The organism is Armatimonadota bacterium, from assembly GCA_035527535.1.
Classification (GTDB): Bacteria; Armatimonadota; Hebobacteria.
Genome location: DATLAK010000099.1, coordinates 19,756 through 33,005, shown reverse-complemented (window position 1 = coordinate 33,005; position 13,250 = coordinate 19,756). Strand labels below are relative to the sequence as shown.

11 protein-coding genes are annotated in these 13,250 nt (G+C 70.6%); all 11 read right to left on the bottom strand.

Features of this window, described 5'->3' with window-relative positions:
• Positions 1–8: 8 nt before the first annotated feature.
• A complete protein-coding gene (locus VM221_07235; GenBank protein HUT74612.1) occupies positions 9–1,463 on the bottom strand; it encodes a glycosyltransferase family 9 protein in 1,455 nt (484 codons plus the stop codon).
• Positions 1,456–2,469: a glycosyltransferase family 9 protein gene (locus tag VM221_07230; GenBank protein ID HUT74611.1), complete on the bottom strand. Its 1,014-nt coding sequence runs from the start codon at positions 2,467–2,469 to the stop codon at positions 1,456–1,458. The genes VM221_07235 and VM221_07230 overlap by 8 nt, the downstream gene beginning before the upstream one ends.
• Before the next feature lie 62 nt (positions 2,470–2,531).
• Positions 2,532–3,467, bottom strand: a complete 936-nt coding sequence (locus VM221_07225; GenBank protein ID HUT74610.1) for a lysophospholipid acyltransferase family protein — start codon at positions 3,465–3,467, stop codon at positions 2,532–2,534.
• A complete protein-coding gene (gene lpxK / locus VM221_07220) occupies positions 3,464–5,965 on the bottom strand; it encodes a tetraacyldisaccharide 4'-kinase (GenBank protein ID HUT74609.1) in 2,502 nt (833 codons plus the stop codon). Before lpxK ends, VM221_07225 begins: the two co-directional genes overlap by 4 nt.
• A gap of 15 nt (positions 5,966–5,980) precedes the next feature.
• Positions 5,981–7,798, bottom strand: coding sequence for an ABC transporter ATP-binding protein (locus VM221_07215; GenBank protein HUT74608.1), 1,818 nt, complete (start codon positions 7,796–7,798; stop codon positions 5,981–5,983).
• Positions 7,795–8,346 (bottom strand): isoprenylcysteine carboxylmethyltransferase family protein, encoded by a 552-nt coding sequence (locus tag VM221_07210; protein ID HUT74607.1) that lies wholly within the window; start codon positions 8,344–8,346, stop codon positions 7,795–7,797. Before VM221_07210 ends, VM221_07215 begins: the two co-directional genes overlap by 4 nt.
• 4 nt (positions 8,347–8,350) lie before the next feature.
• Positions 8,351–9,532, bottom strand: coding sequence for a hypothetical protein (locus VM221_07205; GenBank protein HUT74606.1), 1,182 nt, complete (start codon positions 9,530–9,532; stop codon positions 8,351–8,353).
• Positions 9,533–9,554: 22 nt separating this feature from the next.
• On the bottom strand, positions 9,555–10,397 hold the full coding sequence (lpxA, locus tag VM221_07200) for an acyl-ACP--UDP-N-acetylglucosamine O-acyltransferase (protein HUT74605.1): 843 nt from the start codon (positions 10,395–10,397) through the stop codon (positions 9,555–9,557).
• Positions 10,398–10,400: 3 nt separating this feature from the next.
• Positions 10,401–10,874 carry a 3-hydroxyacyl-ACP dehydratase FabZ gene (gene fabZ / locus VM221_07195; GenBank protein ID HUT74604.1) on the bottom strand — a complete coding sequence of 158 codons (474 nt, stop codon included), beginning with the start codon at positions 10,872–10,874 and terminating at the stop codon, positions 10,401–10,403.
• 30 nt (positions 10,875–10,904) lie between these two features.
• Positions 10,905–11,729 carry a UDP-3-O-acyl-N-acetylglucosamine deacetylase gene (lpxC, locus tag VM221_07190; protein HUT74603.1) on the bottom strand — a complete coding sequence of 275 codons (825 nt, stop codon included), beginning with the start codon at positions 11,727–11,729 and terminating at the stop codon, positions 10,905–10,907.
• Between the two features lie 128 nt (positions 11,730–11,857).
• Positions 11,858–13,063 (bottom strand): S8 family peptidase, encoded by a 1,206-nt coding sequence (locus tag VM221_07185; GenBank protein HUT74602.1) that lies wholly within the window; start codon positions 13,061–13,063, stop codon positions 11,858–11,860.
• Between the last annotated feature and the right edge of the window lie 187 nt (positions 13,064–13,250).

Below are 13,250 nucleotides of genomic sequence, written 5' to 3'. Positions count from 1 at the left end.
GCATGGGCTCAGCCCGCGCCGTCCACGGAATCCCCAGCGCTAGGCACGGCGCCGCGCATGACCCTGTCCGCGGCTTGCGTCACGTGCCGCACGGTGATGCCGGTCATGCACGCGCGGGTCTCGCACCCGCGCAGGCAAGGGGCGCAGTCGAGACCCGCGGTGACGATCTCGTGCCCGTCGCCGCAGGGTCCGGTGCGCCGGGGATCAGTGGGGCCGAACAGCGCCACGGTGGGCGTGCCCATGGCCGCCGCGACGTGCATGGGCCCGGCGTCAATGCCGACCAGCAGCCGGGCGCGTTCGAGCACGGCAACCAGCTCGCCGGTGGTCGTGTGACCCGCCAGGTTGACCGCCGGCGCCGACATCGCGGCGGCGATGCGCCCCGCCTCGGCGGCATCGCCGGCCCCGCCGACGATCACCACCGCCGCGCCCCAGCGCCGGTGCAGATGGTCGCCCACCGCCGCGAACCTGCCGGCCTCCCACGCCTTGTGCCGCCGGCGCCCCGAAGCGCCCGGCGCAATCGCGACCATCTCCTGACCGGACGCGACTCCCCGCTTCTCCAGGAGCCCGCGCGCGCGCGCCCGCAATGCCTCGGCAATGGCCAGCATGCCGACGTAGCTGAGCGGCGGCGCGTCGGCGCCGAGGCACACGGGCAGGCGCGCCAGCTTGCCCGGCCACACCACGCCGCGCACATGCACCTTGCGCGTGAACAGAAAGCTCAGGTCCGCATCCACAAACCCCACGCGCCTTGGCGCCCCGCAGGCGAGCGCCTGCAGCACGGACGATGCGGACTGCGACAGCGCCACGACCAGGTCGAACCCGGCGCCCCGCAGCCCGCGTGCCAGTCGCGCCTCGGCCGCGAGCCCGCCCCGACGTAGGATCAAGCGGTCCACATAGGGGCTGTCCTGCAGCAGCTCCCGCAGGTGCGGGCGCAGGATGCTGACGATCTCCGCGGCCGGGAAGCGCGCCCGCAGCGCAGCCAGCGCGGGCAGCGAGAACATGAGATCCCCCACCTGGTTGAGGTGAAACACCGCGATGCGCCGCGGCGGTGCTCCCGCCAGCAGTTCGCGATAGATGCGCTCCACCTCGGCAGCCGCGCGCTCCAGCCCACCCGGCGCCGGGCTGTGCAGGCCGTGGACGGTAAGCAGGTGGGGGATCTGCGCGAGGCGCGCGGCCAGGGAACCCACGGCGCCCACGGTCCGGCTGTGGGCGTGGAGCAGGTCCACCTGCTCGCGGTCAATGATCCACGCCAGGCGGCGCACCGCGGCGGGCGCGTGCAGGCCGCGCATGCGCAGATGGAGGTGGCGCGCGCCGGCGGCCCCTGCCTGCTCCGGCGGCTTGCTCCCGCCGGAGACGATGACGCAGCGATGACCGCGCGCCCGCAAGGCCGCCGCGAGGCCGACGACGTAGCTCCCGGCGGCGCACTCGAGCGCGGGCAGCAGATGTAGGATCGTCAGTTCAGGCATGTTCCCGGCTTCGCGCCAGCCGCTGGAGCGCGGCCTCCAGGACGCGCTCCGGGGAGATGGTCTCCATGCACGGCACTCGGCATCGCCGACGCCGGCAGCCGACGCACCTCACCGCGGCCTGGAGCACGGTATGTCCGCTGCCGTGGGGGCCGGTGCGCACCGGATCGGTCGGCCCGAAGAGGGCGATCACGGGCACGCCCAGCGCGACCGCCAGATGCATCGGCCCCGAATCGTTGCCCACCGCCAGCGCGCAGTTAATCATCACTCCCGCCGACTGGGCAAGCGACGTGCGGCCGCTGAAATCGCACACCGTCCCGGGCGCGGCGGCCGCGATCCTGGCTCCGGCTTCGCGCTCATCAAGCCCTCCGAGCACCACGCACCGCACGCCGCGCTCCCCGAGCATGGCGGCGACGGCGGCGAAGTGGCGTGCCGGCCATTTCTTCGTCGCCCACCTGGCACCCGGCAGCAGGGCGACCGCCGGCGTCCTCTTCTCGCTGCCGCCGGAGCCGATGGCCCGCGCTCCATACTCGCGCGCCTTCTCGGGCAACCGCAGACCGTAGTCCACCCCTGCCTGGTTCGCTCCCAGGTAGCGCGCGAACTCCAGGTAGGCGTCCACCGCGTGGAGGTCGCTGCGCGGGGAAATGGCGGGCAAGTTGCATAGCGCCAAGCCCCCCTCCTGCCAGGAGCGAAAGCCCACGCGCCAGCGCGCCCCGCTCAGCCAGGCCAGGCCGGAGGTGCGAACCAGGCCCTGCAGGTCGAGCGATACCTGGGGCCGCAGCGCGCGCAGCTCCGACAACATCTGCAGCCGCGGGCGCCGCCCCGGGCGCCAGACGAGCAGGTGATGCACATGGCGACACATCGTCACCACCGGAGCGGCGGCCGGGCCCGCCAGCCAGGAGATGCTCGCGCCGGGGAAGCGCCTGCGCAGCGCCCCGGCGACGGGCAGCGCGTGCACCACGTCACCCAGCGAGCTGAGCTTGACTATCAGGATGCGAGTGAGCGCCATGGCTGGTGCGCGGTCCGCGGTCGGCAGTCACAGGTGCGCGAAACGGCCGGGCGCGCCGCGGACTACGAAGGGCCCTCCGTTTCGCCGCGCTCCCACGGGGGGCGGGCTTTCCAGCGACGATGCAGCCAGAACCAGTGATCCGGGCGCCGCCGCACGGCGTGCTCGATGATCTTGGTGAAGATGGCGGTGTTGGCGATGATATCGCTTTCCAGGTCATGGGTGCGTTGGATCTCGACCGGCGGGCCGATTTCACCGACCTGGATGCCGTCGGGCTGGCGCACGCAGAAGATGGGCAGCACCGTCGCCTGGGTGCGCTGCGCGAGCACCGCCGCCCCCGCCGCGGTGGACGCGAGCTTGCCGAAGAAATCCACGAACACGCCGCGCTCGCCCGCGTTCTGGTCAATCAACATCGCCAGCACCTCGTTGGCGCGCAGGCGGCGCATGCACGCGCGGATCGCCCCGTCGCGCGGGATAACCCGCAGCCCGCCGTGGCGGCGCAGCGACGTCAGCAGCTCCGTCACCTCCTGGTCGCGCTGGTCGCGGGCGATGACGTTGAGCGGACGGTAACCAGCGAGCGCGAGGCGCGCGCCGACCGTCTCCCAGTTGCCGAAGTGCGCGGTAATGAGAATGACGCCGCGGCCGCGGCTCAGCGCCTCGTCTATGTAGTGCTGGCCCTGGAGGCGATTGGCGTCAACGATCTCCCGGGCGCCCATGGCGGGCATGCGCAGAAACTCGATCAGGCCCCGCGCGAAGTTGCGATAGAAGCGGCGCGCGATGACCCGCAGCTCGAGTTCGGATTTCTCGTCGCCGAACGCGGTGCGCAGGTTGTCCATGACGATGCGCCGGTGGCGGGGCGAGCCCGCCATCACCAGCATCCCCAGCATCGCCCCCAGCGCGCCCACCGCGCGGCGGGGAATGACATGCGCCCAGCGCGCCATGGAGAGCAGAAGCGTGCGGCCGACGAACTGCTGCATCCGCCTGTAGCGCAGGTGAATCACGGCTGCTCCGGTTCCCCCTCCCACTCGAGCCCGAGGCCGCCCTGCGCCGCCGCCATCTCCACGCGCAGCACCCACACTGGTTGCGTGAATGCTCCCGGCCACAGCCGCACCGCGTCCTTCGCCGTGGTCACGATACGCGCGCCCCGGCGCCGCGCGAAGCGCTCAATCGCCGCGCAGTCCGCGCCGCGGTAGCGGTAGTGATCCGGGAAGCGCAGGGGCAGTACGCGCGCACCCAGTCGCTCCAGGGTCAGCTCGAAGGCCCGCGGGTTGCCGATGCCCGAGAGGGCAGCCACCGGTTGCTCCGGCAGCCGCCCCAGGTCCATCGCTTCCTCGCCCTCCAGGGCGCGCAAGTCAAGCGGACGATGGACGGTCTCGCGGATAGGCCCGCGAAAGACGCGCCCCACGCGGCGGCGTAGCTCCGCCACCCGCTGCGGCGCCGCGAGATCCGTGTGGGTGATCCACACCGCGCTTGCGCGGCGCAGGTGGCTCAGCGGCTCGCGCAGGATGCCGGCGGGCACCAGCAAGCCATTGCCGAACGGACACAGCGCGTCAATCAAGACGATCTCGCGATCCTTGGCCAGCCGCCAGTACTGGAAGCCGTCGTCGAGGATAAGCACCTCCGCCCCCAGGGTCTCCACCGCTCGCCGTCCGGTTTGCCGCCGATCCTTGCCCACGAGCACCGCCGCGCCCGCCGCCTCGCGGGCCAGCAGCAATGGCTCGTCGCCGCCGCTCAGGTGGTCACTCATGACCTGCCTACCGTCGGACACGAGCTCGGCCTTGCCTCCCCCGCACCGCCGCCCGTAGCCGCGGCTGAGGACCGCGGTACGCTTGCCGGCGCCGACGGCGTCCGCGGCCAGCAGCGCCGCCGCCGAGGTCTTGCCGGTGCCGCCGGCGGTCAGGTTGCCGACGCTGATGACCCGGGCGGGCAGGCGCGTCACGCGCGCCAGGCCCAGAGCATACGCCAGCCGACTCAGCTTGAGGCCGATCCAGTATAGCGCGGAGGCGGGCGCCAGCATGCCAACCAGCGCCCGCGCCGCCGGCCTGCGATCGGCCCCGGACAGCGCCCCGACGACGAAAGCCCGCAGCCCGGCGCCGGGCGTGGACTGCGTCCCCGGCGGCCGGTAGCCGAGCATCTCGGCGGCGGCAAGCGCGCTGCGGTCGGCGGCGCCGCGGTGCCGCGCCAGCACCTCGCCGCTGCTGCGCCGGATCGCCGCCAGGCGCTTGCGATCCCGGATCAGCGAGGCCAGGGTCATGCCCAGCGCTTGCGGGCTGCGCACTTGAACCCCCAACCCGGCCTCGGTAATCACACCCGCGATATCGCGGGACTTGTGCATGTGCGGGCCGAAGACGCAGGGGATCCCTTGCGCCGTCGCCTGGAGAAGGTTGTGCCCGCCGATGGGCGCGAAGCTGCCGCCGATGAAGGCCGCGGCGGCGACTGAGTAGACTCGTTCGAGCTCGCCGATGGTGTCGAGGATGATGACCGTGTTGGGTCCTTCGGCGGCGCCGGGCGGCCCCTGGGTGCGGCGCCGGGAGCGTAACCCCGCTTGCGCCACCACCTGCTCGACCTCGCGGGCGCGCCCGATGTGCCGGGGGGCGATGATGAGCCGCGCGGCGGCATCCACCTGGCGCACCGCGTTGAAGGCATCGAGCGCGATCCTTTCCTCCCCAGGATGGGTGGAGGCGGCAATGACCACCGTCTGCGCCCCCGCGACCCCCAGTTCGCGCGCCAGCCGCTCGCGTTCCCCCGGCGCGACCCGCGCGCCTGCCTGGTCGAACTTGACGTTGCCGACCTGGGCGACGCGCGCGGGCTGAGCGCCCAGCGCGACGATGCGCTGGACATCCCTTCGCGACTGCATGCAGAACCGGTCAACCCGACCGACCACCCACCTGAACAGCGGTCCCAGCACCTGCAGCCGCCGGGTGGTGCGATCCGACACCCGCCCGTTGACCACCATCGTAGGTATGCCGTGCCTGCGGGCGGCGGATAGGAAATTCGGCCACAGCTCGCCTTCGACCAGCAGGCACAGGTCCGGGCGCGTCAGGCGCAGGGCGCGCTCCACGGCGGGCAGGAGGTCGAGGGGAAAATGGAAGATGGCATCGGCGCGGGCACAGCTCCTGGCGGCCATGGGCCGTCCCGTGGCGGTGGTGGTCGAGACCAGCACCTGGGCCTCGGGAAGGACGCGCTTGATGGCGTCGAGCAAGCACGCGGCGCCCGCGACCTCACCGGCGGAGACGGCATGAATCCATACCCGCGGGCCTCCCGGCCGGTAGCGCGCCGCCGGGGGAACGCGCCCCAGCCGCTCGCCCCAGCCGCCGTGCGACTTGCCGCGGCCGGCCATTCGCCACAGCAGGTACGCCGCCAGCAGGGGTGCGAGCAGAGTCAGAGCGATATTGTACAGCAGCAGGCGCCAGTCAAAGGCCGGCGCCGGCTCCGCCGGTGGGGCGGGCCACGTTCGTGGCGGGCGTTGGTGTTGGCTCACGACGTCTTGGACTGCCATCGTCAGTTGCCCGGGTTACTCGCGCGCCGGGGCCTCGCGGAACTGCATCTGGTACAGCCGGCGGTAGAGGCCGCCGCGCGCGACCAGCGCTTCGTGGGTGCCCTGCTCGATGACGCGGCCGTCGCCCAGCACCAGGATGCGATCAGCGTTGCGCACGGTCGGCAGGCGATGGGCGATGATGAAGGTGGTGCGGCCCTTCATCAGGCGCTCCAGGGCCTCCTGCACCAGAGCCTCGGATTCCATGTCGAGCGAGCTGGTGGCCTCGTCGAGCACCAGGATGGCCGGATCCTTGAGCAGAGCGCGGGCGATGGCGATGCGCTGGCGCTGGCCGCCCGACAGGCGCAGGCCGCGCTCGCCGACGTCGAAATCGTATCCCTGCGGCAGCGCGCGGATGAACTGCTCGGCGTTGGCCGCGCGCGCGGCGGCGTACACCTCCTCCGGCGTCGCCTCCAGCTTGCCGTAGCGGACGTTATCGTAAACACTGCCGCTGAAGAGGATGGTCTCCTGGGGCACAATGCCGACCTGGGCGCGAAGCGACTGCACCGTCACCCGACGCAGATCCCAGCCGTCTATCTCCACCCGGCCCGAGCTCGGATCGTAGAACCGCGGCAGGAGGTTGACGAGCGTGGACTTCCCCACTCCACTGGGGCCGACCAGGGCGACCACCTCTCCGGGTGTGACCTCGAGGTTGATGCCGTTGAGCACTTCGGCGCCCCCGGGGTAGGCGAAGGACAGGTCGTGGAAACGAACGCGGCCACGCACCTTGGGCAAGGCGACGGCGTCGGGCGCGTCCGGCACCGTCGCTTCCTGGTCCAGGATCTCGAAAATACGACGGACCGCGGCGATGCCTTGCTGAATCGAGAGATGAATGTTGCCGATCTTGCTGAAGCGCTGGCCGACCCGCTGGGCGATGATGAAGAACGGGGCCAACTCCTCCGCGCTCAGGCGCCCCAGGATCACCTGCCAGCCGGCGAAGGCGATGCCCACCACCATCCCCACCATGCCCATGTACTCGACGAGTGGTCCCAGCAGCGCGAGGATGCGCGCGGACCTGAGATTGGCCTCGACGTTGCTCGCACTGATCTCGGCAAAGCACTCGTCTTCGTAGTCCTCGCGGGCGAAGCTCTGGATGATGCGCACGGAGTGGAGCCGCTCCTGCACCCACGACGCGAGGTGGGCGAGGCGCTGCTGGATGTTGGTCTGGGCGCGGCGCATGCCGCGGCCGGCGCGCGAGATGGTATAGGCCGTGAGCGGCACCAGGATGACCGACAGCAGGGTCAGCCGCCAGCTGATGATCAGCATCCCACCGACGCCGATGACAAAGGTGATGACGGTCGCCACCAGATCGGCAAGCTGGACGCTGATCATGTTCTGCGTCAGCACCACGTCGTTGGTGATGCGGCTCATCGAGTCGCCGACCGCGTGGCGGTCATGGAAGGCAAGCGACAGCCGCAGCAGGCGGCCGTAAACGCGCTCGCGCAGCGTGTACATCACGCGCTGCGCGATGAACTGGCTCATGTACATGGCCCCGAAGAGAGCCACGCAGCGCACGAGATAGGAGACGAGGATGCCCGCACACGCCAGCAGCACCCAGTGCAGCTTGGTGGCGCCGGCGGCGCCCTGCACGCTGCGAACCAGCGGCAGATGCTTGACCAGGGCGGGAACCTGCGAGTTGGCCGCGTCACTGGGAAACAGCACGCCGAAGATCAAGCCTGCGAAGAGGGGAAAGACGCCGACCTCGACCAGGGTGGCGACGGCGATGCAGGCGACGGTGGCTACGACGACCAGCCGGTGCGGTCGCGCCAGGCGCAGCACTCGCCAGAAGTCGCTCACCGCATGCCTCCGGCCGCGACCAGACGCCCCCACAGCAGGGCCAGCAGCAGCACCGTCGCCGCCATCGTCCGGTGCTCGCCGTTGCCGACGGCGAGGTGCCAGCGGAAACCGCCGCCGCTCGGGCCGGCCGAGTTCTGCGGCGCGCGGTATCCCCGCAGGCGCAGGCCGAACCGCGGCACCGCCTCGAGATAACGGCGATAGGCCTCGCCGTGGATCCGCTGCAGCGACCGCTCCTCGTCGAGCAGGGTCGGAACGTACACCAGCGTGAACACGACCGCAACCACCAGGTACGACCACCAGATGCGCGTGGCAACACACAGCCCCAGCCCGCTCAACATGCTCCCCCAGTAGAGCGGATGGCGCAGGTGCGCGAAGGGCCCGGTGGTGGTCAGGACTTCGCGCTTGACCAGGTGCCCGGCCGCCCACAGCCGCAGCAGTTGCCCGGCCACCATAAGCGCCGTGCCGGCGGCCAGCCCGCCCACCGCCGGACGCGCGCCCGGAAGCCAGAAGGCGGCGACGACGGCCACCGCCGTGACCCGCGTCAGCAACAGCCTACGCTTCAGCAGCACCGGTCCCAAGGTCGTCTCTGATCGGTCGGTTGTGTGCGAGCGCGAGCGCCATCTCGGCGGCGCGCCCGGCGGCGCCGGGGGGGCCGAGTTCAGCGGCCACCGCCAGCAGGTCGCCCCGCACCCGCTGCGCCGCCGCGGGTTGGTCCAGCAGCTTGCGCGCCTCGGCGGCGATGAGATCCCCCCGGGCGCGGTCCTGCAGCAGCTCCGGCACGACGGCGCGCTCGGCGATGAGGTTGGGCATCGCCACGAACCGCAGCGGCCCGCGCAGCCGGCACAGGATCGCGTACTGCAGGCGGTGGACGGGCGATAGCTTATACACCACCACCATCGGCACCCCCAGGATGGCGAGCTCCAGCGTCGCCGTGCCGGAGGTGACAAGCGCGACCTGCGCGAGCTGCAGCAGGTCGGGGTTCAAGCCGTCCACGATAATGGGTTCGCTGCCGAGGCGCCGGAACCTCTGCTCCAGCTCATCCCGCGATACGCCCGGGGCGGCGCTGATCGCGAATCGCAGCCCCGGGAGCTGCCCGTCCAGCGCCCGGGCGGCGGATGCCAGCTCCGGCAGCAGGTAGCGCAGCTCCTGCCGGCGGCTCCCCGGAACCACGGCCACCAGGCGCTCACCCGATGCCACTCCCCAGCGCTCCCGTGCCGGCGCGGGAGCCGTGGTCGGCTGCACCTGATCCACCAGGGGATGACCCACCCACCGCACCTGCGCCCGGCCTCCGGCCAGCACCCCCTGCGACCAGCGAAAGGGCGTGGCGATGGCGTCAACCAAGTCGGTCAGGCCGCCGGTGGCGGGCACGCGCGACCACGAGCGTGGGGGGAAGTAGTAGAGGATGGGAATGCCGCTTCCCTGCAGGCTGCGCGCCAGCCGCAGGTTGAAAGCGCCGAAGTCTATCAGCACCAGCACCGCGGGCGGCCCCGTCAACAGCCGCCGCCGCAGCGCACGCAGCGCGAACCACAGCGCAGGGGCCTTCTTCAGCGCCTCGCCGACGCCGATGGCGGCCCAGCCGGCGCTGTCGAAGGCGATGCTCACGCCCGCCTGCGCCATCGCCCAGGCGCCGACGCCAGCGATGTCGGCCTGCGGCTCCCGCCGCCAGATCTCCTTCGCCAGCGCCGCTCCCTGGCGGTCGCCCGAGGGCTCGCCGGCGACTATGAAGGCTTCCATGGCGCCGGCTCCCCGCTGGAGGTCAACTGGGCCCTACTTGATCCTCGAGCACGTCCTCCTCGACCGGCGGCGCCGACGGCGGGCGATCATACTGGCGCCCGACGCGGCCGTTCTTGAGCGCGCTCAAGAAATCCACCAGGTACTGGAGCTCGGGGGCATCCTCCAGTTCCGCGGCAATGCGGTCCAGCGCCTGCGACAGGTTGAGCCCGGAGCGGTATAGCAACCGGTAGGCGGCCTTGAGCAGGTTGCGGGTCTCGGCGTCCACCCCCGCCCGCCGCAGGCCAATGACGTTGAGCCCGTGAACCCGCGCCGGAATTCCCTCTACCATCATGAACGGGGGCACATCCTGGGTGACGCGCGAATAGCCGCCGACCATGGCGAGCTTGCCTATGCGGGTGAACTGGTGAATGCCGACGAGGCCGCCGACGTAGGCGCGATCCTCCACCACCACGTGCCCCCCGAGCACGGCGTTGTTGACCAGGGTCGCCTCGCACCCGACCTGGCAGTTGTGCCCGAGGTGGCAATAGGCCATGATCATGTTGTTGTCGCCGACGCGGGTGGTGGTGCCCTCGCCACTGCCGCGGTGGATGGTGACGTACTCGTGGATGATGTTGCGCGCGCCGATGACGAGCGACGACGGCTCGCCGTTATACTTGCGATCCTGCGGCGGACAGCCGAGCGCGGCGGCGAACAGCACCTGCGTGTCGGCGCCGATGACGGTGTGGCCGTCAACGAAGCAGTGGGGGCCGATGTGACAGCGGTCCCCGATCACGGCTTCCGGGCCAATGACCGCGTAGGGGCCGACCGTAACGTCGCTGCCGAGCTTGGCGCCCGGGGCGACAATGGCGGTGGGGTGGATGTTCACCGTTCACCCTCCGACGCCGGGAGCGGCGGCTGGCGCCGACTCCTGCTCATCCTTGAGCAGCATGCAGAGGAACTCGGCCTCGGCCACGATGTCTCCGTCAACGCGCGCGATCGCTCGCACCTTGCCCCACTCCGCGTGTATCTTCAACACCACGACCTCGCTCACGAGCTGGTCGCCCGGCAGCACCGGCTTGCGGAACCGCACCCGGTCAATGCCCCCGAGCACGGCCAGCTTGCCGTGATTGTCGCCGGACGCTATCAGCAGGATCCCCCCCACTTGCGCCATCGCCTCCAGCACCAACACCCCCGGCATCAGCGGCCGGCCCGGGAAGTGACCATTGAAGAACTCCTCGTTGATGGTCACGTTCTTGACCCCCACCGCGCGCACCCCCGGCTCCAGCTCGAGAATGCGATCCACCAGCAGGAAGGGGTAGCGGTGCGGCAGCACCTCCAAGACTTGGTTCACATCTAGTTGCATTGCAGCGTCCTCTGAACCGCTCGTTTGGGTTTACGCTTCCACGCCCAGTGCGCCCGCCAACTCGCGCGCCAACCTGACGTTCAGCCGATGCCCCGGGCGCACGGCGACGATGTGCGCGCTGAAGGGCACTCCCACCAGACTCAGGTCGCCGATCAAATCCAGCACCTTGTGGCGCACGATCTCATTGGGGAAAACCAGCGGCGACGTGTACCCGCGAGGGCTAATGACGATCGCGTTCTTCTCCGACCCGCCCATGCCCAGGCCGGCGGCGCGCAGTTCCTTGATGTCCTCCTCGAAGCAGAAGGTGCGCGCGGGCGCGATCTCGTTGCGGAAGGTGGTCGGGTCAATACGGAAGGTGGCGAACTGGCGCCCGAGGTGGGGGTGCGGATAGTCCACCACGCAGCTAATCCGAAACTCGTTGGCAGGCAGCGCGATCAGCAGTCTGCCATCCTCTTGCACCCAGACCGCTGATTTCAGGTGATAGCGGCGCAAGCGCCCGGTCGCGCGGACGCCCGCCTCGTCAATGAGCTTGACGAAGCCGAGCGCGCTGCCGTCCAAGGCCGGGATCTCGGGGCCGGCAACCTTGATGCGGACGTCGTTAACGCCCATCCCATGCAACGCCGCCAGCAGGTGCTCGACCGTGTACACCGACCCCGCCGAGTTGCCCAACGCCACGCAGCGCTCCCATCGCACCACGTGGCTTGCCACCGCCGTCACCGTGGGCGCGCCCTCAAGCGCGAATACCGTTCCTTCCCCGCAGCGCGCGGGGCTGAGTTCGATCAGGCAGGGCTTTCCAGAATGCAGGCCCACGCCGTTGGCAGCAACGGCACGGGCCAGGGTGGTTCGAGCCGGCATATGCTTGCTCCGCCCGCCACGGCCATGGTTTGATTCAGGCTGGGAGCGGCCGTGACGCCGGATTATAGCACGCTCGCCCCGAAGTGTAAACCTACCGGACAGGGCCCCGGAGTGCCCGCAGCGGGGGCCTATGGCAGGTCGTCGCCGTAGTTGACTGCGCCGGTCGCGGCTTCTCCCGCATCCACCAGACCCCAGCCGGTGTAGACGTCCCAGCCGGCGGGCGACAAGTCGTCCGCGGAAGCGGACAGATTGGCCGACAGGTTGAGGGCCAGCGTTCCCGTCACGTGGGGAGCCGCCATGCTCGTGCCGCTGGCATAGGCGTAGCCGCCGCCCTTCCAGGTTGACTTGACGCTCACGCCCGGCGCGGCGAGGTACACCTGCGGCCCAAAACTGCTCCACCAGGGGCGCAGGTCGTTGATGTCGGTGGCGGCGACCGCGATCACGGACGAATAGGCCCCCGGATAGTCCACCGCCGCGCCGTCATTCCCCGCGGCCGCCACCAGCAGCACGCCGGCTGCGGCTGCGGCATCGCACGCATCATGCAGCGACGGGACGTCGAAGTCGGTGCCCAGGCTCATGTTGGCCACGTCAATGTGGTTGCTCACGCTCCACTGGATGCCGGCAATGACGTTGCTCAGGTACCCGGAGCCGTTCTTGTCCAGCACCTTGACCGCCCACAACGTCGCCCGCGGCGCCACGCCGGCCACGCCGATGTCATTGTCGAGCGCGGCGATGATGCCGGCAACGTGGGTGCCGTGGCCGTTATCGTCGGCCCACTTGCTCGGGGCCGCCGGTTTCCACCACGTCTTGGCGACGAAGTTGATGCCGCCGGCGACGTTGGCCGCGAGATCCGGGTGGCTGCTGTCAATGCCGGTGTCAATGACGGCGACGTTAACCCCGGCCCCGGTGGCAGCCCCCCACGCCCATTCCGCGTCAATGCGGTTGACGCCCCACGGCAGCTCCTGCGGTGGCTGCGCCGGCGGCTGGCCCTTGTTCCCACCGGCCCACGGCGGCTTGGCCAGGGCGTGCACCTCCACGTCGGGGTCTATCCGCACGACCTCGCCGCGCGCCAGCAGGTGCTTCGCTACCCCCGGCGGCAATGCCGCGGCGACCCCGTTGATCAACCACAACGACTGCAGTGGCTCCCCGCCGAACGCGCGCAGCAGGCCTGCTTGCGCGGGCGCGTCGGCGAACGAGTCACGGAAGACCACGATCGCGCGCTCGGGGCCTTGCCCGGCAGGCGCAGCCGGGGCCGGCACTGCCAAGAATATGACCGCCAGGGCCGCGAGACAGCAGACGATGATGACCCTTGGGCTGACGACGGTTCCCTTCACTTCGGGCCTCCCGGTACGACAGGATTCAGCATTGCCTTGCTTGGCAGCAATTATTGTACCAGGTGGCCTCGCTCACGTAAAGCCGCAGCGGGGGGGACGAACTGGGCCACAGGCGGACTGCGCCTGACGGTTACCCATCAGTTCTCGATCAGGCGGCTAGGCCCGTTGGGCCGCCGTGGCGGGCCGA

Coding starts and splice junctions, on each gene's coding strand:
- lpxC (HUT74603.1), bottom strand. CDS start 11,729: ATGCCGGCTCGAACCACCCTGGCCCGTGCCGTTGCTGCCAACGGCGTG.
- fabZ (HUT74604.1), bottom strand. CDS start 10,874: ATGCAACTAGATGTGAACCAAGTCTTGGAGGTGCTGCCGCACCGCTAC.
- VM221_07235 (HUT74612.1), bottom strand. CDS start 1,463: ATGCCTGAACTGACGATCCTACATCTGCTGCCCGCGCTCGAGTGCGCC.
- lpxK (HUT74609.1), bottom strand. CDS start 5,965: ATGGCAGTCCAAGACGTCGTGAGCCAACACCAACGCCCGCCACGAACG.
- VM221_07205 (HUT74606.1), bottom strand. CDS start 9,532: ATGGAAGCCTTCATAGTCGCCGGCGAGCCCTCGGGCGACCGCCAGGGA.
- VM221_07230 (HUT74611.1), bottom strand. CDS start 2,469: ATGGCGCTCACTCGCATCCTGATAGTCAAGCTCAGCTCGCTGGGTGAC.